The sequence below is a fragment of the Flavobacterium silvisoli genome (genome assembly GCF_004329815.1).
GTDB classification, from domain to species: domain Bacteria; phylum Bacteroidota; class Bacteroidia; order Flavobacteriales; family Flavobacteriaceae; genus Flavobacterium; species Flavobacterium silvisoli.
In genome coordinates, this window is the sequence record NZ_SJPE01000009.1 from 101041 (window position 1) to 123690 (window position 22650).

The following is a 22650-nucleotide window of genomic DNA, read 5'->3' on the forward strand; positions in this document are numbered from 1 at the left end:
TCATAAATCTTGCTTCTTGTTTCTTTTCTCTTGCTTCTTTTAAAATATCTTTTTCTCTGCTATCAAATCATTGATGATTTCTGCCACTTCAATAAAATGTTGCAGTTTTTCATCGGGTACATTTTGTTTGACGATTTCGTTGAATTTGATGACGGTTGTTTTAGAGAGTTCTCTTTTTTCTTTTCCCAATTCGGTCAAGTATATCAAAACCCCTCGGCCGTCTTCCGGATTTTTTTTTCGGATGATTAGCCCTTTTTCTTCGAGTGTTTTCAGGGTTCTGGTTAAGCTGGTGGGTTCCATGCCCATGCGGTTGCTTATAGCTGTAGAGGGAGTTCCCTCTTCTTTATCAATACTGAGCAAAGCAAAACCGATTGCCATAGAGCCTTCGAATTTTGAAGCTTCCTCATTGTACATTCTGGCTACTGCTTGCCAGGTTGCTCGGAGTATATAATCTATTGTTTTATCTTTCATACCTAAATCATAAGAGTACCAAAGATAAAAAAAAATATTATGCACGCATAATAAAATGTAATTTTTTTTGAAAAAAAACAATTGGTTTTCAGAGTGTGTCAATTATAAAAAAAGCGCCGGAATCCCGACGCTTTTTATTGCCTATTGTCTTTTGAGGCAAACAGCATTATTTTTACTCATGAATAGTGTGTTTAAAAAGAAAAGAGATTAATCAGTAATAGCAGATAGCTAATTCTTACTGCAATTTTAACCGTTAACGTTTTGAGGACCATGTTATCGGTTTTTGATTGTCGTTGTTTAGTATCTATTATATCTGACAATCTCTTTTCAACATTCAAGAACAAAAATTATTATTGTTACAGCATTTAGCTTTGCAGAGCGATGAGGCCTAATTCAGTACTTGCTCCGGCTTGTACTACTACATTTGTCTGTACTACTGGCAACAGAGGCAATAAGGGTGTTATGGTTACGGTGTAAGTTCCAGGAGGTAATCCGGTGATTTTAAAATCTCCGTTAGCATCTACATTACTGGTAAATTCGATGTTTGATGTTGATACGGCACTAACCATGGCCAATGAGCCAACCGGTGTTATATTTCCTTCGATGTTGCCGGTAATAGCACTAACTACTGTTCTCAAGACCGGTTTTAATTTAAAGGTTCCGTTACCGGTTTGTATCACTGAGGTATTGGCGTCAAAGTCGATTAGAATATTGTTGTCAATATCAGCTTGTAATGTCTGATTTACCAAAAGTTTTAAACCCGATTGTTCGGCACTGGGCGTGCTTAAAGGGTAGGTTACTCCGTCAAGAACAACGCTGTTGTTTGGTCCGAGTATCAATCTGATTTGGCTTACGGTAGCACTGTTGAGGGAGCTTGAGGCTATCAAAGTATCGGCACCGTTGGTAAAATCGAGCAGGTTGTATATTCCGGCATTGGTATTTAGCGTAACGGCCTCGCCATTGGCTCCGATTACCTGAACACTTTGAATGTCAACATTAACTTCGCTGAATGGTCCGGGAGCATCGGTCATACGTACTTTATAGGAGTAGCTTCCGGATGAAGAACTGTCACTACTGCAAGAGTAGAGAATAATAGCCGAAACGGCCGCGAGCATTATGACTATCTTTTTCATTTTTTTAGCATTTAAATTAGTAATTAGGTTGCTTTACAAAGTTCAAAAATGATTACTGATGAGGTGTTATATAATATTGGATTTTCGTTTCACAATTTTCATCTATAAAATGAGAATCAGTAATAATATAATTATGATAATGGCACCCACCGAAAGGTAAACTCCGCCACCGGTAGCTTTCATCGTAGCTTTGATTTCTTTTACTTCTTTGCGGAGTGCTTTTTTTTCTTCCCGGGTCAGGTTTGATTTGTCCATGGCTTTAATCTCGTTTAACCTATTGAGCAACACTTCGGTTTTGGCTTCTTCTGAAGGGGTATGGCTGATTTCGGAGTTTACCGGTACAACTGTGCTGGCAAATGTTGGAGTAGTACAAGCTAACGATGCTAATACTACTGCCATTCTGAGTTTAGAAATTGTTTTCATAACTGTTTGCTTTTAAATGTTAGTCAAAGTTTGTCAATTCTGTTGATTTTATCATTACACAATATTTTTTTAAAATTGCATAATTCACACATTGACACAACTGTTTTGATGTTATGCATAAAAAAAACGCCCGAGAACCAAATCCCGAGCGCTTTTCACTATGAAAATTGTACTGCTTACTTTATTTTTCCATTGACTACTGCTACAGTGGCTCCTACAAAGGCAGCCATAACCAAACTGATAGCGGCTCCCATAATGGTCATTTTGTAATCAAGGTTGTCATACATGTGGTAGAAACAATCAAACCATAGGCTGGTCAGCAAACCTACACCGGCTGCGACTTTAATTCCGGGAACACATTTTGTGATGCCTTCGCCTTGAGAAAAGATATAAGAAATTAAAAAGCCGAAAATCATGCAACCGGCAAAAATTAACATCAAATTTTCTTTTCCGGCATTAGGAGCTGTGGGGTCATTCAGAAGTATGCCGTAAATAAGCCAACCTAAAAGGTAATTGACAACTCCGCCGACAATTCCGCCAACGATAAATTTTTTCATATTCATAAGTAATATTTTTATTGGTTAGTGCAATAAAAGTATTAAAATAATGAAAATACAATAAAGAGTTAACGTTTTAATTGTTAACTTTTTAAAAGGCAGAATTGTTAATAATTAGCCGTATATTTTTTGATACAACTCTTTATAGAGTTCCATTACTGCTTTGCGTTTCAGTTTCAGGGTAGGGGTTAGCTGGCCACCGTCAACCGACCAAACATCAGGGGTGAGTTCAATACGTTTGATTTGTTCCCAATGCCCGAATTTTTTATTGATTTCGTTTACTTCCTGCTCTATTCGTTCTTTCACTTTCGGATTGGCACTGGTTTCGGCATTGGTTTGACCCACCGGTATTTTGTGCAGGGCAGCCCATTCTTTAACGAAAGCAAAATTGGGCTGAATGAAAGCAGCCGGCATTTTTTCGCCATCGCCAATGACCATGATTTGTTCAATAAAGCGGGATTGTTTCATGGCATTTTCGAGCAATTGCGGAGCGATGTATTTTCCGCCCGAGGTTTTGAACATTTCCTTCTTGCGGTCGGTAATTTTGAGGAATCCTTCGCTGTCAATTTCACCAATATCTCCGGTATGGAAATAACCGTCAACTATAGCTTCTTGGGTGAGTTTTTCGTCTTTATAGTATCCCATCATTACATTGGGACCTTTGCAGAGAATCTCACCATCAGGAGCAATTTTGACTTCAACATTATCAATAATACGGCCAACGGTTCCTATTTTGAAACCGTGATTGCGCATATCATTTACTGCTATTACCGGTGAAGTTTCAGATAGACCGTAGCCTTCCATGATGTAAATTTCGGCCGCCGCAAAAATGCGGAGTAATCGGTGTTGCATGGCTGCACTGCCGTTGACAATTAAATCGAGTCTTCCGCCTAAACCTTCTTTCCATTTACTGAAAATGAGTTTACGGGCTATTTTTAACTGCAATTCGTACCACCAGCCATTGGCTCCGTAAGGTTCGTAACGTTCTCCAACCTGAACAGCCCAGAAAAATAATTTCTTTTTTATTCCAGTGAGTTCTGAGCCTTTGGCTATGATTTTTTCATATACTTTTTCGGTAAGTCGCGGCACCCCTGTCATGACTGTCGGTCTTACTTCTTTAACGTTATCACCAATTTTTTCGATGGATTCACCAAAATAAATCGAACAACTGTAAAATTGGTAAATGTAGGTCACCATGCGTTCGTAAATGTGACAAATAGGTAAGAAGCTCAAGGCGATACTTTTGCCTTCTTCAAACGGAATACGGCTGGCGCTGTCTAACACATTTGAAACGATATTATTGTGGGAAAGCATTACACCCTTAGGTCTTCCGGTGGTTCCCGAAGTGTAAATGATAGTGGCTAAATCAGATCCTTTGACACTGTTTTTGAGGGCTTCAACTTCATCTTGATTGCTTTCGTCTTTTCCTAATTCGAGTAGTGTATTCCAATTGGTGCAGTGGTTCAAGGTGTTGAACGAATAGATATCGATTAAGTAGGGTACTTTTCCTTTGATATTATTTACTTTACGGAATACTTCTTCATCCGATACAAAGCAATATTTGGCTTCGCTGTGGTTGAGAATGTACTCGTAATCGTCTTCTGAAATCGTTGGGTAAATAGGAACGTTTTGTGCACCTACCTGCAATATACCGATATCCATGATGTGCCATTCTGTTCGGTTGTTGGATGAAATGATGGCAATCTTATCATTTTTTTGAACCCCCAGTCGCAATAAAGCTCTCGAAATAGTGTTGGCTTTATTAATATATTCCTGAGTGGAGGTTTTAACCCAAACCCCATCATATTTTGTAACTAAACAGGCTTTGAGGTTGTTTTTGGAAAGTTGGTGGTATGGAAAGTCAAAAAGACGGGTAATAGGAGCCATTGCTATAATTTTATCGCAAATTAACTAATATTCGTTGCATTCACAATTATTACTTTAAAATATCAAAAACATATGCCCGAAATATGTAGTTTTGCATCGATAATTTGAAACGCTTTCATGAAAAAATTCCCTAGGTTTACCGAGTATAAAATTTTGGCCATCAGGATTTTATTAGTCTATGTTTTTTATTTTATTGCCCGAGTTTTATTTTTTGTTTACAATCAAAATTTAATCAAAGTAGAGGGTCTTTACGACTTTTTAAGATTGTGTTACCACGGATTGGTGTTTGATACCACGACTATACTTTATGTTAACGGGTTGTTCATCCTGTTCTCGGTGCTGCCCTTGGTTTCTAACACTAAAAAGAAGTTTCAAAAGTTTTTGTTCTGGCTGTATTTTGCCACCAATCTTTTGGCCTATTCGACGAATTTTATCGATTTTATTTACTACCGATATTCCTTCAACAGAAGTACTCGGGCCTCATTAGATACCCTGCAAAATGAAAGCAATAAGTCGCTGTTGTTTCTGAATTTCCTTCAAAATTACTGGCATGTATTCCTGCTTTTTTTTGTCTTGAGTTACATTTGGATATTGCTGTATAAAAGGACTAAAATTCACCCGGTGAAGGAGCACCCTAATTTTAAGTACTTCGCTTTTTCGACAGCAAATTTCCTGGTCATAGTTGCCCTTTGTATTGGCGGAATTCGAGGCGACTTTAAGAAAAGTACCCGTCCGATTAATATCTTGGATGCGAGCCGCTATATCACCAATTCTTCTCAGGCAGATGTAGTCTTGAATACGCCTTTTGCCATCATCCGTACCTGGAATACCAATTCCTTCAAAAAGGAAAACTACATGCCCAAAGCAGAAGTTGATAAATTGCTTATACCTATAAAGCAATACCACAATAATCCGCAAACCAAACCCAATGTGGTTATTTTCATACTCGAAAGTTTTGGTCGAGAGTACTGCGGTGTTTTCAATAAAGAAACCAAAATCCCCGATTATGAAGGCTATACCCCCTTTGTAGATTCTTTGGCTCAACACAGTTTGATTTTTACCAATGGGTATGCTAACGGATGGAAGTCGATACACGGAGTATCTTCTATTATTGCCGGAATTCCGTCGTTTAAGGATGCTTTTACTTCGTCGCCTTACCCTAAACAAAAAATAGAATCGTTGGTATCTACCCTCAAAAGTGAAGGTTATGACACTTCGTTCTTTCACGGAGCACCGAATGGCTCTATGGGCTTCTTGGGCTTTGGCAATATTTTGGGTTATGATCATTATTATGGCAAGACCGAATATAATAACGATGCTGATTTTGACGGGGTTTGGGGGATTTGGGATGAGCCTTTTTTCCAGTATTTCAGTAAAACGCTGACCGAAAAGAAACAACCGTTCATGGCAACTTTATTTTCAGTTTCTTCTCATGAGCCCTATAAAGTTCCGGCTAAGTATGAAGGTAAATTCCCGAAAGGAAAAGTAAACATCAACCAATGCATAGGATATACGGATTATGCTTTAAAACGTTTTTTTAACGAGGCTAAAAAGCAACCTTGGTATAAAAACACTATTTTTGTGCTGGTAGCCGATCACGGCAATACGGTGGCTTATGATGAATATTTGAAGGAATTCAATCGCAATACGGTGCCGATTTTGTTCTTTTCACCCGATGAAAAATACAAAGGTGTCAATGACGATTGGGCGCAACAGATTGATATTTATCCCACCTTACTCGACATGATTGGTTATCCGAAACCGTTCAGAAGTTGGGGCAGAAGTTTGATTAGTGATAAACAAGTGCCGCCTTTTGTGGTGAAGTATTCACAGAATGTATATCAGTTTATGGAAGGCAATTACATTTGTTGTTTTGACGGCAAAAAAGTAGTTGGGTTTTATGCCAAAGAAGATAAAGGGATGGAACATAACCTGATTAAAAATGTAACACCTGAAATGGAGGTCATTGCAAAACGATGCAAGGCGTTTGTTCAGGATTATATGGAGCGAATAATTGATAAGCGCTTGACAACCGTAAAATAAATATAGAAAAGAAATGAAAAAGAAAATTGGAATTATTGTTTTAGTATTGGTTTTGATTGGCACAGGAAAGTACGTGTACGACCGTCATATCAACCATAATTTTATGACTATTACTGAAGGTAAAGTCTATAAGTCTGGAGTAATTCCACCTGATGAAATTGCCGATTATGTTAAAAAGTACCACATCAAGTCGATAGTGGATTTGCGTTTCCCTGGAACCGGTGACACGGTTAACAACCCGGAGATACCCGCTGAATTGACTGCAGAAAAAGAAGCGGTGGCTAAAATTCCGGGGGTGAACTATTTCAACAATGGTTGTGACCAGGTACCTGATCAAGCCGCGGTGGATTCGTTTTTAAAAATAATGGACAACAAAGATAATTATCCTGTATTGATTCACTGTTATCATGGTATTGGCCGTTCGCAGTTGTTCGCAGCACTTTACCGCATTGAATTTGAAGGCTGGACCAATGAAGAAGCCCGCAACAAAGCTGCTTTTCCGGTTAAGTTCAGTTCGTTTGACGATGGGACGCCTAAAGGGGAATACCTAAAAGCGTATAAAACCAGAAAGCAAAAAGCGGAAGAAAATAAAAGTAAATAAAAAAGAGAGCCTTAGGCTCTCTTTTTTATTATGTAAATATATTTTACAGTTTGTGCATGTTTTGCGCCAGGGTTTCAATAAACTTGGAGATAGGCCCTTTGATCATCATGGCCATCATGGGATTGAACTCGCCTTCAAAAACCAATTGAACAGTAGTAGCAGTATCCGAAACAGCTTCCAAATTAGCGGTTAAAGTAAAAGGCAATTTATCACTGGCGGCGGCAAGGTTTACTCGGGAATGCGGTACACCTTCTTTTAATCGTAATTTAATTTCGGGCATGCCTTTCAGTCCGAAATTAAAAATATCATCGCCTAATACTTCAAACTTAGCAATGTTCTCGGGCATGAGTTTTTCAAAGTTTTTCACATCTGACAGCGCATTGAAAAGATATTCAGCTGATTTTTCTACGGTAACTTTTGGGCTTTCTAAATTCATAGTTTTTATTTTAGAGAAAAGAGCCTAGAAGAAAGAGAAAAACTTTCTTGCTTCTTGCTTCTTTGTTCTTGTTTTTAATTAACATTCCAAGTCGACGGACTTTTACACCATTCTTGCAGGGTTTGCAGTTCTTTTTCGGTGATGTAATTTTTGGCTACAGCCAAATCCAATAAATGCGGATAATCGGCTAAAGTGTGCAATTCTACATTGGCATTTTTAAAATTGGTCACTGCTTCGTCAAACCCATACGTAAAAATGGCTACCATGCCTTTCACGTGAGCGCCGGCTTCTTTTAGTGCTTCAACGGCTAACAAACTGCTGTTGCCGGTACTGATTAAATCTTCTACGACGACTACGTTTTGTCCTTTTTGTAAAAAACCTTCTACTTGGTTTTGTCGACCGTGTTTTTTAGGTTCCGGTCTTACGTATACGAATGGTAAACCCATGTATTCTGCTACCAATATCCCTATGCCGATAGCACCTGTAGCTACACCGGCTATGACATCGGGCTTTCCGAATTGTTTTTCAATATACTTGGAAAACTCTTCGCGAATGTAGTTTCTGATGGGAGGGAAGGACAGTATCAGGCGGTTATCACAATAAATTGGAGAGTGCCAGCCCGAGGCCCACGTAAAAGGATTTTTCGGATTCAATTTAATTGCATTTATTTGTAAAAGCAATTCGGCTGTTTTTTCGGCTGTGTCTTTATTAAAAATCATAGTACAAATGTATAAAGTTTTTGTCAACGATAAACCACTTTTTTTAACCAACGAAATCGCTAAAGAAACCGATTTTCAGTTGTTTTTGTTGGAAAGTATTGATATTGAGCAACTCATCATCAAAATGTTCCAAAATAAGATTCAGAAAGCGTATTTGTACTATCCGGATGAAAAGGCCATTCTGAAAAAAATGAAAGAAAAAATTCCGGTATGTAAAGCCGGTGGCGGATTGGTCTACAATCGAAAAGGTGAAGTGCTTTTTATTTACAGAAACGGCAAATGGGATTTGCCTAAAGGCGGAATCGAAAAAAATGAAGAAATTGAACGAACCGCAATTCGCGAGGTAGAAGAAGAAACAGGAGTTGATCAGCTTACCATTTCCAAAAAACTCCAAAAAACCTATCACATTTTTAAGCGTAACGGCAAATACAAACTAAAAGTAACCCACTGGTTTGAAATGCAATCTGATTTTGAAGGAACTCCGTTACCTCAGGCCAATGAAGGCATTGAAAAAGCAGTATGGCTCAACCCTGAGCAAGTAAAAGAAGCGCTCAAGAACTCTTACGAAAATATCAAGTTGCTGTTTGAAGAAGAAAAACTACTCAAAACTTAAATTCTTTCCTTTTTTATTTTTGCTATATTAGCACTAGAAAGCTCCCTAAGGTTTGGCTTATTCATGCCTTTTTGTATTGGTGTTACCACGGAAGGTTCTTTCATCCCTAATTCGAGCAAATGAAAATAATCGACCCTGAAAACTGGAACCGCAAAGAACATTTCGATTTCTTTTCAAAAATGACCAGCCCTTATTTTGGAATTTCGACTGAGGTGGACTGTACCAACGCTTATGCAACAGCTAAAGAAAATGAGCATTCTTTTTTTGCTTCGTATTTGCATAAATCAATGATAGCCGTGAACTCGGTTGAAGAGATGCGTATGAGAATTGTTGATCGCCAGATTGTTTTATTCGATGTTATTCATGCCGGCGCGACGGTGGGTAGGGCAGACGGAACTTTTGGGTTTATATTTGTTCCATTTTCGCCCGATTTCGATGTTTTTAATGCGTCTTTGCAGAAAGAAATTCAGGCAGTACACAATTCTACCGGTTTGCGACTGAACGATGACGACATCAAGAAAGATTTAATTCGGCATTCTACAATTCCCTGGACTTCCTTTACCGGCTTACTGCATCCTACAAATTTTGACAATACCGAATCGGTTCCCAAAATAACTTTCGGAAAATTTAATATTAAAGAAGGGAAAAAATACCTCCCGGTTTCGGTTGAAGCGCATCATGGTTTGGTAGATGGTTTTCATTTGGCCAATTATTTAAACGAATTTCAAAAGCAGCTTGATCATGAATAACAATCGCATTTATCGTTTGCTTTTTTCGAGTATCTATCCACTCTACATACAAAAGGCAGTAAAAAAAGGTCGTACCAAAGAAGAGGTGGATACTGTTATTTTTTGGCTTACTGGATACAATGAGAAAAGCTTGCAGGAGCAAATTGACCGGAAAACTGATTTTGAAACCTTTTTTGCCGAAGCTCCGTTGCTTCACCCCAATGCGTCTAAAATTACCGGTGTCATTTGCGGGTATCGGGTAGAAACCATAGAAGACCCTTTGGTACAAAAAATCCGTTACTTAGATAAACTGATAGATGAATTGGCTAAAGGAAAAGCGATGGAAAAAATTCTGAGACAGTAAAAAAAGGCTCCTATTTGTGGGCTTTTATTTTAACAGAATCGGGCACTAAAACCGTATAATCGCCACCATTGCGAATCACATCACGCACAATACTCGAGGAAATATAGGAAGTTTTGGAAGCCGTCAATAAGAAAACTGTTTCTATTTGCGATAGCTTTCGATTGGTGTGGGCTATGGCTTTTTCAAACTCAAAGTCGGCCGGGTTGCGCAAGCCGCGCAGTATGAACTGAGCATCCAGTTTTCGGCACAAATCAATGGTGAGTCCTTCGTAGGTAATTACTGAAACTTTGGGTTCGTCAGCAAAGGCATCCTCAATGAATTTTTTTCGGTCTTCCAGAGTAAACATATATTTCTTATCGGCATTGATACCAATAGCAACAATTACTTCATCAAAGAGTGAAACCCCTCTTTTAATGATGTCATAATGTCCCAAAGTAATGGGATCAAACGAACCGGGAAATACTGCTTTTCTGTACATAAATTAGTTATTCATTGCCAACTCTAAGGCATTAGTAAATAAATCGGTTAACGATATACCGGCTTCTCTGGCTTGTTGCGGAATGAGACTTTCGGTTGTCAATCCCGGAATGGTGTTCATTTCTAACATGTGTGGTTCGCCGTCTACAATGATGAATTCGCTTCTTGAAAATCCTTTCATTTTCAATACTTCGTAAGCTTTTTTGGCTACAGCCGAAACTTTGGCGGTCATTTCGGGAGAAATTCGGGCAGGTGTAATTTCCTGTGATTTCCCTAAATACTTGGCTTCATAATCAAAAAAATCATTTTCAGAAACGATTTCGGTTATAGGCAAAACCGTTACCGTTCCCTTGTAATTGATGACTCCAACAGAAACTTCGGTTCCGTCAAGAAAACTTTCGATAATGATTTCGTTGTCTTCCTTGTACGCATTGGCTATGGCAAACAATAACTCATCTTTGGTTTTTACTTTGGAAATCCCAAAACTGGAACCCGACTTATTCGGCTTTACAAAGCAAGGCAAACCAACGGTGTTCAATATTGCCTCTTGGTCTATGGTATCGCCTAAATTTAAATAATAGGAAGTTGCCGTTTTGATGCCGTAGGGCTTTAGTACCGACAGTAAATCGCGTTTGTTGAACGTCAGAGCCGCTTGGTAATAATCGCAGGAACTTTGCGGAATTCCGAGTAACTCAAAATAGGCCTGCATCAAACCGTCTTCGCCCGGTGTGCCGTGTATGGCATTGAACACCACATCGAAAGTGATTTTTTCTCCGTTAACCGTTACCGAAAAATCGTTTTTATCAATTGGGAATTCCTGATTGTTGTCATCAACATAAACCCATTTCTCTCTTAAAATATGAATGCGGTATCCGGTGTATTTGGATACATCCAGAAATTGATACACTACATTTCCGCTTTTAAGAGATATTTGATATTCGCTGGAATATCCGCCCATGATGATGGCCACTTTTTTCATTGGTAGTTGGAGTTAGGTGCAAGATTAATGAGTAACAAAATTATCATTTTTTTATTTAGATAAGACGATGCCTTTAGATTTTTAGTCATCTGGTGCAGTTTAACTTTAAAGATGATGGGCTTTTTGTTTACTCTTTTGGGTTTTTCTGTGAATATTGGTTCGACGGATATCACTGTTGACTTCTTTTAAATGCCTGAAATTTAGGAGTTTTTTGCGGTCTTAGAGTCACCTCTAAAAATCTAAGAGTGAAGCGTATCTTTTTTATATCTTTGCTCAAATTAAATTGCTTTATGAGTTTGCGAAACTATCTTACCAGCCGCGTTTTCTTTGCTCAAATATTGGCCGCCTTGACTATAGTTGCCATTATTTCGTATTTGTTTTTTCACTGGATTACTTATACCACCCGTCACGGACAGGAAATTACCGTGCCCGATTTGGCCAAGCTTTCTGTGGAGCAGGCAGAAGAGAAACTGGATGCGGTTGATTTGAATTACATCATATTGGACACGGTTGATTTCAGACCCGAATTTCCTAAATTAACCATAGTAGAGCAAGAGCCTAAAGCCGGGGCTAAAGTAAAAGAAGGCAGAAAAATTTACATCAAAATCAATGCGGCCAAGTATACCATGGTTGCATTACCAGATTTGGTGGAAAAAACCTATCGTCAGGCAGTTCCAACTCTCGAAGCTGTGGGATTACAGCAAGGAACTATTACTTATAAACCCTACCTAGGAAAAGACATGGTTTTAGAAATGCGCATGAACGGAAAAAAATTGAAAGCCGGTGATAAAGTATTGAAGTCCTCTAAAATTGATTTGGTCCTTGGTGACGGAAAAGTTGGTTTTGTTGAACCTATTGATTCTACCGCGGTAGACACTACAGAAATTCCATTAGGAAATGAATAACACTAACGAAGCCTTCGATTTAGAAGACGAATTATTTGAACACCACCGTTTTGTTTCTCCAAAAGGGCAGTCGTTGTTGCGCGTAGATAAATTCCTGATGCAATTAATTGAAAATGCCACCCGAAATAAAATTCAGAAAGCCGCAGAAGACGGAAATATATGGGTAAATGATATTCCGGTAAAATCCAATTACCGCGTCAAACCTTTTGATGTGGTGCGTGTAATGTTGACTCATCCTCCGTTTGAAAATCACATTATACCCGAAAATATTCCGTTGGATATTGTTTATGAGGATGACGCTCTTTTGGTCATCAATAAACCAGTCGGTTTAGTGGTGCATCCCGGACATGGAAATTATACCGGTACCTTAGTGAATGCTTTGGCCTATCATTTTGATAATTTACCGATGAATTCAAGCGAGAGACCCGGTTTAGTGCATCGCATCGATAAAAATACTACCGGACTTTTGGTAATTGCTAAAACCGAAGCTGCTATGACTCATTTGGCCAAACAGTTTGAGGATAAATCTACCGAACGTGAATACATTGCGTTGGTTTGGGGTAACGTAAAAGAAGATGAAGGAACTATAGTAGGAAACATAGCCCGCCATCCGAAAGACCGTATGCAAATGGCTGTTTTCCCGGAAGGCGATCATGGCAAACACGCTGTTACTCATTACAAAGTATTAGAGCGTTTTGGGTATGTAACACTGGTATCTTGTCAGTTAGAAACGGGAAGAACTCATCAGATTCGTGTACACATGAAACACATAGGACATACTTTATTCAACGATGCCCGTTATGGTGGCGATTTGATTTTAAAAGGAACTACGTTTACCAAATACAAACAGTTTATTGATAATTGTTTTAAAACCCTACCAAGGCAGGCACTTCATGCAAAAACTTTGGGTTTTGAACATCCGGTTACTAAGGAATATATGCGTTTTGATACTGAACTCCCACAAGACATGCAGGACTGTATTGAAAAATGGCGTAACTATGCCAAATCACACCACGAGGTGGCAGAAGAAGAATAAAAAAAGTCCCGATTATTCGGGACTTTTATTTGTTTATAAGAATACCATTATCTTTATATATCATCCTTAACCGGCTTTTCGGCTATAAATAAATAATAGACACCGACCAGTATAAAAGGAATACTCAACCATTGTCCGGTAGACAACAAACCAAAGGTATTCTCGATTCCGCCTTGGCTCTCTTTTACATATTCAACCACAAATCGGACAGACCATAACAAGATTAGGAAATAACCAAAAAGTAATCCGTGTTTTTGTTTGGCATCGGTTTTCCAGTATAAGAAAAACAAAATTAAAAATACCACTACATACAAAATGGCTTCATACAACTGAGCCGGATGCTTGGCCGGAACTTTTTGTAAAAGTGCGGCAAATTGCGGATTAATCGCTATAGCATTGTAAGCTTCATTAACATTTGAAATTTTAGTAAGATTTACGGCCTCGCTGGGAGAATAGTAATCGCGGATGAATTTTATTCCAAATGCTGAATCGGTTGCTTTCCCCACAATTTCGGAGTTGAAGAAATTCCCTATTCGCACAAAAATAGCGCCACATGAAACAGGAATGACTACTCGGTCAAGTACCCAAAGCATGGGTCTTTTGACGATTTTTTTGCTATAGAAATACATCGCAATGATGATGGCAATTGCGGCGCCATGACTGGCTAGACCTCTGAATCCGGTGAATTCAAAACCGTTTTCAAATTTGAAAGGCAATAAAATTTCGGAAAGATGATTGCGGAAATATTCCCAATCGTAAAAAAAGACATGGCCTAAACGAGCTCCCAGTAATGTCGCTACAACTGTCCAGATGAATAAGGTGTCTAGTTTTTCAATAGGAACATTTTCCTTGTCGTAGATGCGTTTCATAATGTACCAGCCTAAGGCAAAGGCCACTACAAACATCAAACTGTAATACCGTATGGTAAAAAAGCCGATATTTATTCCTTCTGAGGGATTCCAAATCATGATTATGGGGTTTTAATATTTTCAAATTTATAAATATAAAACGTAAAACAAGAAAAGCATTAGGTTTTATTTATGACTGCACTTCTTTTCGGGTACGGGGTCGTAGCCACTTTTTCCCCAAGGGTGACAACTTAAAATACGCTTTATGCCCAAAAACATCCCATAAAAAAGTCCATGTGTTTTGAGTGCTTCCGCAAAATAGGAAGAACAAGTGGGTTCAAACCGGCAAGTGGCAGGAGTAAAGGGAGAAATAGCAACCTGATAGAAACGAATTAGGAAAAGGAAAGGAGCAATGACAATTTTTTTCAACATAATCCTAATGCATCTCCGCTTACTGAATACTGAAAGTGGTACCTTCTTTACCGTCTTTTAACTGTATGCCTAATGCCGCCAATTGATCTCTGATTTGGTCAGATAAGGCAAAATTTTTATTAGCCCTTGCTTCCAAACGCATCTGAATCAGCAAATCAACTACTCCTTCCAGTTTGTCTGAATTGTTAGCCGCCGTTTTTTCATTTTTAATTCCAATGACATCAAAAGTAAAGGTGTTCAATGTTTCGGCAAGAGTTTTCAAATCAGCTGCCGTCAGGGTTTCTTTACCGTCTTTAATCAAATTCACAAAACGAATCCCTTCAAATAAATTAGCGATTAGAATAGGCGTGTTGAAATCATCGTTCATGGCGTCATAGCAAGCTTGTTGCCAAGAGGCAATATCCAGTGTAGAAGTGCTGCCGGGCTGTAAATCCTTCAAAATATCGATGCCTTCCATCAAACGGTTGAATCCTTTTTCGGAAGCAATAATCCCGTCATTGGTAAAATCGAGTATGCTGCGGTAATGTGCCTGCATCATAAAGAAACGCGCTACATTAGGCGAAAAAACTTTGCTTAGAAACGGACTTCCGCCGTTGTATATTTCATCCGGAAGAATATTGTTTCCGGTTGATTTTGACATTTTTTTGCCGTTCAGAGTCAGCATGTTGGCATGCATCCAATAGTTTACAGGGCTGTGTCCGGTACAAGCTTCATTTTGAGCAATTTCACATTCGTGATGCGGGAATTTCAAATCCATTCCACCTCCGTGAATATCAAAAGTTTCTCCTAAATATTTGGTACTCATAGCGGTACATTCCAAATGCCAACCCGGGAATCCTACTCCCCACGGTGATGGCCAGCGCATGATGTGTTCCGGTTCGGCTTTTTTCCACAAAGCAAAATCCTGAGGGTTTTTTTTATCGCTCTGCCCGTCAGTGTCTCGGGTATTGGCTAGCATCTCATCAATGTTCCGCCCACTTAATTTTCCGTAGTGATTGGTTTCGTTGAATTTAACCACATCAAAATAAACAGAACCGTTAGTTTCGTAGGCATATCCTTTTTCAATAATTTGTCTTACGATTTCAATTTGTTCAATGATGTGACCGGTAGCCGTAGGTTCTATACTCGGGGGTAGAAAGTTAAATTGTTTCAACACGTCGTGAAAATCAACCGTGTAGCGTTGTACAATTTCCATAGGTTCCACTTGTTCTACACGGGCTTTTTTGGCAATTTTATCTTCTCCGTCATCTACATCATCAACAATATGACCAACATCGGTAATGTTACGCACATAACGCACTTTGTAACCCAAATGCAAAAAATACCTGAAAATCATATCAAACGACATAAACGTTCGCACATTACCCAAGTGGACATTGCTGTAAACAGTAGGTCCGCAGACATACATTCCTACGTTGCCTTCGTGTATCGGTTTGAAAAGTTCTTTTTCTCCAGTGAGAGAATTGTATATTTTAAGCGTATTATTTTTATAAAGTTGCATTTTGTCAGGAGCTATTTCCGGCTTTCCGCTCTATCTTTTTCTTTGACAAGAAAAAGGATGCCGCTGCAATCCGGGCTATTAAAAATTAGTGTCTAATCGAATGTAATCTAAAAATTCACGACGGGTTTGTTCGTCTTTAAACTTACCGCCAAACTCTGAGGTTACGGTGCTGCTCTCGATATCTCGGATACCTCTTGAGTTGACACATAAATGTTTGGCATCAATCACACAGGCTACATCCTCGGTATTTAATACTTTTTGCAATTCCTGTACAATCTGCATGGTCAAACGCTCTTGTACCTGAGGTCTTTTGGCAAAATAATCCACAATTCGGTTCATTTTAGAAAGACCTACCACTGTACCGTTAGAAATGTAAGCCACATGAGCACGTCCTACGATTGGCAGTAAATGATGTTCGCAAGTAGAGTAGAGGGTAATGTTTTTTTCAACCAACATTTCTCCGTATTTGTAGTTGTTTTGAAACGTGGAAGAGCTGGGTTTTTTATTGGGATTCAACCCGCCGAAAATTTCTTTCACAAACATTTTGGCTACCCTGTTTGGGGTGCCTTTCAAACTGTCATCGTTAAGATCCATGCCTAGTGTTTTAAGAATACTTTCAACGTCTTTTTTTATGGCGTTGATCTTGTCTTCATCGCTGATGGCAAAAGCATCTTCCCGTATAGGATTTTGGGCACTGGTGGCTATGTGGTTATTTCCTAATTCGTCTTGAATTTCGTCGTTATTTGTCATTAAAATTAAAGCGTTAATTGGGGTTTTTGAATAAGAAAGCAAAGATAAATAATAATATTTAAACTCAACTCGGAAGTGTTAATATTTGAAAATTTTTACATTTTAACGTTAATTATCTCTTAAAAAATTGTAAATTTCGCTCCAAAAAAAAGGAAAGAATCTATGAAAAAAAGTTATTTTTTATATTTTTCACAAAACAGACTGGGTGTATTGGCAACTATGGCGATGTTTCTTGCCGTTTTTCTTTTGCCGATTACGGCCATCTCTCAGCAACAAAAAAAGACAGCTAATAAGACTCAAACCAAAAAGACAACTCAGGTTTATAAACCGGGTACTTTTGAGAGTCTGGGGGTTAATTCGTCCAGATTATCCAGTTCGAATGGGCCGAGTTTAAATAATACTCTTGCCGGAGCATTGTCTGAAATATACAGTGTTACCGGTCATTACACGCTTTCGGCTGATGGTAAGGGCTCTTCCTCAGCTTCAATGTCTATAAGAGTAAACAAACCGAATGCAGCGGCTACCGTTAAAAAAGCCATATTGATGTGTAGTACGACAAGTTCGACTACTGCGAATGGTTGTGTGACCCTTTCGGGTACACCAATTAATTGGGATGGTGTCGCAACAAATAGCAGCAGTACTGTTTTTAATAACTATTGGGCAGATGTGACCAGTATAGTTTCGGCTCAGATTAATGCCTTTCCGGCAGGAATTTCAACTTTGCCAGTTACCGAGTGTAACTCTTCCAGTATAGAAGGGGAAGCATTGTTAGTAGTATTTAATGATGCTTCAGCTACTGAAAAAACTATCATCATCATGTTTGGGGCATCAACGCCTTCAGGGGATAACTTTTCTTTAACCCTTGCGCAGCCTATAGATCCGTCTCAACCGGGAGCGTTGTTGGATATGGGATTGGGAATTGCGTTTAGCTATCAGAATGGCGGAGGTACTCAAACTTCACAGGTAACTGTAAACGGGATAAGACTTTCGAGTTCGGCTGGAGGAGAAGATGATGGTGAATCAACTAATGGTGGTTTGATTACGGTAGGAGGAATTGGTGATGTAAATACGAATCCGTCTGATCCTAATGTAGGACCTACCACTCAGTATACCGATGATGAATTGTATTCTATTTTGCCGTTTATTTCAAGTACCACTACCAGTTTGAATATCAATACAGTTAACCCTTCGGGAGATGATAATATTTTCTTAGCTTATTTTTCGTTGTCAGGTTCCGCTATAGTCGGAGAGGGTATTTTATTGGCACAGAGCACAACTTCAGGAAATGTTGGAACCAATCATACAGTTACCGCTATTGTTAAAGATACTAACGGATTGCCAATTCCTAATACCGCGGTTACCTTTACTATAACTTCGGGGCCTAACGCCGGAGTTGCCCCTTTTACAGCAACCACTGATGCAAACGGTGAGGTAACGTTTACCTATAACGGTGCAGGTGGTGCCGGGACCGATACCATAGTGGCTTGTTTTACCAATAGCCTCAGTCAACAAGTGTGTTCAAACATACTTTCCTTCCAGTGGACGACATCGGTATTGTTGCCGACTATTGTGTGTCCGGCCAATATTACCATCAATGCAGCAACCGGAATGTGTGGTGGTAATGTTACATATCCTCCTGCTATTGCTTCAGGGGTACCGGTTCCAACAGTAACCTACTCACATGCTTCAGGAAGTTTCTTCCCTATAGGATCTACAACTGTAACTGCTACTGCAACCAATGTGAATGGTAGTGCATCGTGTCAGTTTGTGATTACTATTAATGACGTTGAACCACCGGTGATTACGGTTTCAAATATTACTAAGTGTTTTGAAGATAACAATTTCGGTTGTGCCATACCTCTCGGAGCCACTGCCACAGACAATTGCGGAATTGCCTCGCTGACCAGTAATGCCCCGGCATGTTTCCCGGTGGGCACCACTACGGTGACTTGGACGGCTACCGATGTAAATGGAAATGTTTCAACCGCAACACAAACCGTAGTGAGAAAAAATCCACTTCAATTATCCGTGGTGGCTACTCCGAATCCGGTTTGTTTAAACGGAATCAGTACGTTAAGAGCAATCCCTTATACGTTCAGTACTGCAACTGCTGTTCCGTTAAATCCGATGACGGCTGCAACTACCGTGCTTAATAATGGAAGCGATAATGTGCCTTCAACGGTAACGAATATTGGATTCACATTTAATTTTGGAGGAATCGATTATACACAATGTTCCATTTCTCCGGATGGTTGGTTGCTTTTAGGAAGTAATGCTGCTAACGGTCAACCTGTTAATTCAACTACCAGTACACAAAATACACCTAAATTATATCCGTTTTGGGATGATTTAGCTACCGGAACTACAGGAAGTGTAAAAACATTAGTAACCGGTACTGCCCCTAACCGTATTTTTATTGTAGAGTGGAATGTTACCATCCCGAAAAACACAGCAGCTCCTGCTAACTCTACTTTCCAGATGTGGTTATATGAAGGAACCAATGTGGTCGAGTACCATTACGGAACCATGGGGGCTCAAACTTCCAATAGTATTTCTGCCGGATATACCGTAAATGCTACCAATTACAGTAGTATTAATTTTGCTGCAAATTCGGCCAGTACAACTATTCCGTATGATATTAATAATACAGTGCCTGCTTCAGGAACAACTTATATCTATACACCAATATCATCACTCATTTGGTCACCAACTACGAACTTGTTTACAGATTCAGCGGCTACCATACCTTATACCAGTGATTCAAGAGGTATAGTTTATGCAGCGAACATTCCGCTTACCGGTACATCTTATACGGTAACCGGAACAAATACTGCCGGATGTACTGCTTCGGCTACTGTTAATTTGACGGTTTCTGTACCAACGGCAACGATGGCTGCCAGCCAAACGATATGCCCCGGAAACACGGCAAATATCACCATAACTGCCACGCCTAATACAATAGTGACGATTACAGCATCAAACCAGCCGGTTCCGTATAACATAAATGTAGGTCCGACAGGTACCGCTACTTTTACAACACCTGTTTTGCAGGAAACTGTTGTGTATGAGTTGATTAAAGTGAGAGGGTTCTTTACGTTTTGTGAAAGTACTATTACCGGTCAAGTTGTAACCATTACAGTAGTGCCAAACGGATGTGCAACGGTTCAGGTGCTTCCCGCTCCCGGGAATTTACCGGTAGAGAATACATTTTGTACCACAGGTGAATGTAGAACATTAGAGGCTAACATATCGCCGATTCCATCAACAACTGATTATGCGGTAACCAGTATTCCTTATTGTCCGCAGGCTGCGTTTGATGATCCTTCATTTATCAAATTCCCAGTGGGTCAGGATGATGTATATTCTCCTGTCTTCACTTTACCTTTTAATTTCTGTTTTTATGGAACTAATTTTACAACTGTACAAATAGGTGATAACGGAGTAATTAGTTTTGGTACCAATTATACCCCAAACAGTGGTAGCCAAAATTCATGGCAACAGACAGTTACTTCATTTGGCAATCCAAATTTCCCAGGAGCTTCCTATACAGATAATCCATTTAGAAATAAAATATGTGGAGTTTATCAGGATACAAATACACTGACTAACCCGCCTGCTCCGCAAACCAAGAGTGTAAATTACCAGATGATAGGTACTTACCCTTGTAGAAAATTAGTAGTGAACTTCAATAATTTGGCACAGTTTAGCTGTGGTTATGGATCGGGAGCACAAACATCACAAATAGTTTTATATGAAGTATCAAATATTATTGAAATTTATGTAGAGAACCGTACTCCTTGTACCACGTGGAATTCAGGAAGAGGTGTTATTGGTATAAAAGGAAATGGTGCAAATCCACCATTCAAAGTTGCACCAAACAGAGATGTAGGTAGCTGGACCGCTCACCAGGAAGCATGGCGATTTACACCTAACGGTCCTAATGTACCTGTTAATATTATATGGTATGACGGACCAACAGTAATAGGAAATGGTCCTACCGTCACAGTGTGTCCGACGGCTGATACCACCTATACTTTGGAAGCCAATTATAACGTATGTGGGATACCGCAAAAGGCAACAACAGATTTTGATTTATTTGTACATCCGGACAGCACAGGTGAGCCTACCGATATGGTGGGAACTTGTTTTTCGAATTGTTTTGATTTAACTACAAAAGACGCTGAAATTTTAGGTTCTTTAGATCCGAATGATTATGAAATTAGTTATTACACAACGTTAGCAGATGCCGAAGCTGGAGTTAACCCAATTACTAATCTTACTAATTATTGTCCTGTTGCTTCCGGAATTATATATGTTGCGATCGAACTGGCAGCATATAATTGTAAAATAATTAAACACTTTACAATAACAATAAGTGCTGTTCCGCCAACTGCTACTATTACAACGTCAGCAACTAGCGTATGTGAAGGCGATACAGTTACAGTTACCTTTACCGGTGCTAATGGAAGTGCTCCTTATACCTTTAATTATACAGATCCTAACGGAGTACCACAATCAATAGCTTCTGCTAGTACTTCGGATAGCGTTACAATCAATGTACCTACAGGTACTTTTGGTAGCTACACTTATACTCTTACTAGTGTCACAAGTGCCTCAGGATGTTCGCAGAGTCAATCCGGTTCTGTTACGGTAACGGTTAATAAAATGCCAACAGCCACTATAAGCGGCAGTGCTGATTTATGTCAAGGAGATCCTTCTGCCACCATTACTTTTACGGGTGCCAACGGAGATCTTCCATATGTATTTACATATCTTGATCCAAACGGAGTTCAACAAACCATTGCTTCTTCAGCAACTGGTAATACAGCCACTATTACAGTACCTTCAACTACAGTAGGAACTTTTACTTACACTTTAGTAAGTGTTGCAGGTTCATCAACCCCTGCCTGTTCACAAAATCAATCAGGAGTAGCTACTGTAAATGTTAATCCGTTACCTACTGCTACAATTTCCGGAACCGTTTCGGTTTGTGAGAATTCAACGCCTGATCCTGAAATTACATTTACCGGAATTAACGGGATTTCGCCTTTTACTTTCACTTATTTAGATCCTAATAATGTTACGCAAACCATTTCTACATTAGCAGGAAATGATACCGTTACGATAAGTGTTCCGACCAATGTAGTGGGTACCTATACTTATACACTCCTTAGTGTGTCAAGTTCCTCTACACCGGCTTGTTCTCAAAATCAGTCCGGTTCCGCAACAGTAACCGTAAATCAACTTCCTGTTGTTAACACGCCGACTCCTTATGTGGTTTGTGATGATGATGAAGACGGAATTTATTGCTCGTTCAATTTAACCAGCAAAGATGCTGAGATTATTACCGGATCATTTGTAGTTGAATACTATAACACATTAGCGGATGCTCAGTCAGGAACTGCCACGCCTTTAGCGAGTCCTTACTGCAACATATCACCAAACACTCAGACGTTATATGTTAGGGTATATGATATTAGTTCACCGAGTTGTTATTCGACTACTACCTTACAGTTGATAGTAAATCCTCATCCTGTTCCGAAGCCGAACATTTCGGATTATGTACAGTGTGATTACAACAGCCCTGGAGATGGAGTGGAGCAGTTTATCCTTAACAGTAAAGACGTAGAGATTGCCAATGGTCAATCAGGTGTTGCCATAGGATACTACCTTACTCAGGCAGATGCCTTGAGCCAGACCAATCCGTTACCAAATGTATACACTTCGGGAACACAACAGATTTGGAT

Annotated in this window: 21 protein-coding genes; 8 read left to right on the forward strand and 13 right to left on the reverse strand. The window is 39.3% G+C overall.

The window, feature by feature from the left end; translation table 11 throughout:
* Window positions 1-39: 39 nt before the first annotated feature.
* The 5 genes from EZL74_RS08785 to EZL74_RS08805 form a co-directional block, all read right to left on the reverse strand.
* A complete protein-coding gene (locus EZL74_RS08785; protein WP_131476240.1) occupies window positions 40-471 on the reverse strand; it encodes a MarR family winged helix-turn-helix transcriptional regulator in 432 nt (143 codons plus the stop codon).
* A 365-nt stretch (window positions 472-836) separates the two neighbouring features.
* The gene (locus EZL74_RS08790; RefSeq protein WP_131476241.1) at window positions 837-1604 is read right to left on the reverse strand and encodes a DUF4382 domain-containing protein; all 768 of its coding nucleotides are present in this window, start codon (window positions 1602-1604) and stop codon (window positions 837-839) included.
* 102 nt (window positions 1605-1706) lie between these two features.
* Window positions 1707-2027, reverse strand: coding sequence for a hypothetical protein (locus tag EZL74_RS08795; RefSeq protein ID WP_131476242.1), 321 nt, complete (start codon window positions 2025-2027; stop codon window positions 1707-1709).
* Window positions 2028-2203: 176 nt separating this feature from the next.
* Entirely contained in the window at window positions 2204-2584 is a 381-nt protein-coding gene (locus EZL74_RS08800) for a hypothetical protein (protein WP_131476243.1), read from the reverse strand.
* Between the two features lie 114 nt (window positions 2585-2698).
* Window positions 2699-4471, reverse strand: coding sequence for an AMP-dependent synthetase/ligase (locus EZL74_RS08805; protein WP_131476244.1), 1773 nt, complete (start codon window positions 4469-4471; stop codon window positions 2699-2701).
* 117 nt (window positions 4472-4588) lie between these two features.
* Between EZL74_RS08805 and EZL74_RS08810 the strand changes: the two genes are divergently transcribed.
* Together EZL74_RS08810 and EZL74_RS08815 are read left to right on the forward strand one after the other, a co-directional pair.
* Complete coding sequence (locus tag EZL74_RS08810; protein ID WP_131476245.1) at window positions 4589-6514, forward strand: LTA synthase family protein; 1926 nt, start codon at window positions 4589-4591, stop codon at window positions 6512-6514.
* A gap of 13 nt (window positions 6515-6527) precedes the next feature.
* Window positions 6528-7115 (forward strand): dual specificity protein phosphatase family protein, encoded by a 588-nt coding sequence (locus EZL74_RS08815; RefSeq protein ID WP_131476246.1) that lies wholly within the window; start codon window positions 6528-6530, stop codon window positions 7113-7115.
* A 43-nt stretch (window positions 7116-7158) separates the two neighbouring features.
* On the opposite strand, the gene EZL74_RS08820 is transcribed toward EZL74_RS08815, so the two are convergent.
* Together EZL74_RS08820 and pyrE are read right to left on the reverse strand one after the other, a co-directional pair.
* Window positions 7159-7551: an SRPBCC family protein gene (locus EZL74_RS08820; RefSeq protein WP_131476247.1), complete on the reverse strand. Its 393-nt coding sequence runs from the start codon at window positions 7549-7551 to the stop codon at window positions 7159-7161.
* A 74-nt stretch (window positions 7552-7625) separates the two neighbouring features.
* On the reverse strand, window positions 7626-8270 hold the full coding sequence (gene pyrE / locus EZL74_RS08825; protein ID WP_131476248.1) for an orotate phosphoribosyltransferase: 645 nt from the start codon (window positions 8268-8270) through the stop codon (window positions 7626-7628).
* A 7-nt stretch (window positions 8271-8277) separates the two neighbouring features.
* Here pyrE and EZL74_RS08830 point away from each other — a divergent pair, with 7 nt between their 5' ends.
* The 3 genes from EZL74_RS08830 (at window position 8278) to EZL74_RS08840 (ending at window position 9975) form a co-directional block, all read left to right on the forward strand.
* Window positions 8278-8883 (forward strand): NUDIX hydrolase, encoded by a 606-nt coding sequence (locus EZL74_RS08830; RefSeq protein ID WP_131476249.1) that lies wholly within the window; start codon window positions 8278-8280, stop codon window positions 8881-8883.
* A 119-nt stretch (window positions 8884-9002) separates the two neighbouring features.
* Window positions 9003-9632 carry a chloramphenicol acetyltransferase gene (locus EZL74_RS08835; protein ID WP_131476250.1) on the forward strand — a complete coding sequence of 210 codons (630 nt, stop codon included), beginning with the start codon at window positions 9003-9005 and terminating at the stop codon, window positions 9630-9632.
* Complete coding sequence (locus tag EZL74_RS08840; protein ID WP_131476251.1) at window positions 9625-9975, forward strand: DUF2200 domain-containing protein; 351 nt, start codon at window positions 9625-9627, stop codon at window positions 9973-9975. Before EZL74_RS08835 ends, EZL74_RS08840 begins: the two co-directional genes overlap by 8 nt.
* 10 nt (window positions 9976-9985) lie before the next feature.
* Here the strand turns inward: EZL74_RS08840 and coaD are convergent, their stop codons facing one another.
* On the reverse strand, window positions 9986-10453 hold the full coding sequence (coaD, locus tag EZL74_RS08845; protein WP_131476252.1) for a pantetheine-phosphate adenylyltransferase: 468 nt from the start codon (window positions 10451-10453) through the stop codon (window positions 9986-9988).
* A gap of 3 nt (window positions 10454-10456) precedes the next feature.
* Window positions 10457-11431, reverse strand: coding sequence for a D-alanine--D-alanine ligase (locus tag EZL74_RS08850; RefSeq protein WP_131476253.1), 975 nt, complete (start codon window positions 11429-11431; stop codon window positions 10457-10459).
* A 290-nt stretch (window positions 11432-11721) separates the two neighbouring features.
* Between EZL74_RS08850 and EZL74_RS08855 the strand changes: the two genes are divergently transcribed.
* Together EZL74_RS08855 and EZL74_RS08860 are read left to right on the forward strand one after the other, a co-directional pair.
* Complete coding sequence (locus tag EZL74_RS08855) at window positions 11722-12336, forward strand: PASTA domain-containing protein (protein WP_131476254.1); 615 nt, start codon at window positions 11722-11724, stop codon at window positions 12334-12336.
* Window positions 12329-13372: an RluA family pseudouridine synthase gene (locus EZL74_RS08860; RefSeq protein ID WP_131476255.1), complete on the forward strand. Its 1044-nt coding sequence runs from the start codon at window positions 12329-12331 to the stop codon at window positions 13370-13372. The genes EZL74_RS08855 and EZL74_RS08860 overlap by 8 nt, the downstream gene beginning before the upstream one ends.
* Window positions 13373-13425: 53 nt before the next feature.
* On the opposite strand, the gene lgt is transcribed toward EZL74_RS08860, so the two are convergent.
* The 4 genes from lgt to folE form a co-directional block, all read right to left on the reverse strand.
* Complete coding sequence (lgt, locus tag EZL74_RS08865; protein WP_131476256.1) at window positions 13426-14340, reverse strand: prolipoprotein diacylglyceryl transferase; 915 nt, start codon at window positions 14338-14340, stop codon at window positions 13426-13428.
* A gap of 66 nt (window positions 14341-14406) precedes the next feature.
* Complete coding sequence (gene yidD / locus EZL74_RS08870) at window positions 14407-14652, reverse strand: membrane protein insertion efficiency factor YidD (protein WP_193553757.1); 246 nt, start codon at window positions 14650-14652, stop codon at window positions 14407-14409.
* Between the two features lie 19 nt (window positions 14653-14671).
* Complete coding sequence (cysS, locus tag EZL74_RS08875) at window positions 14672-16153, reverse strand: cysteine--tRNA ligase (protein ID WP_131476257.1); 1482 nt, start codon at window positions 16151-16153, stop codon at window positions 14672-14674.
* 78 nt (window positions 16154-16231) lie between these two features.
* Window positions 16232-16903, reverse strand: coding sequence for a GTP cyclohydrolase I FolE (gene folE / locus EZL74_RS08880; RefSeq protein ID WP_131476258.1), 672 nt, complete (start codon window positions 16901-16903; stop codon window positions 16232-16234).
* 162 nt (window positions 16904-17065) lie between these two features.
* On the opposite strand from folE, the gene EZL74_RS08885 reads away from it, so the two are divergent.
* On the forward strand, window positions 17066-22650 hold a 5585-nt coding region (locus tag EZL74_RS08885), incomplete at its 3' end, for an HYR domain-containing protein (protein WP_131476259.1).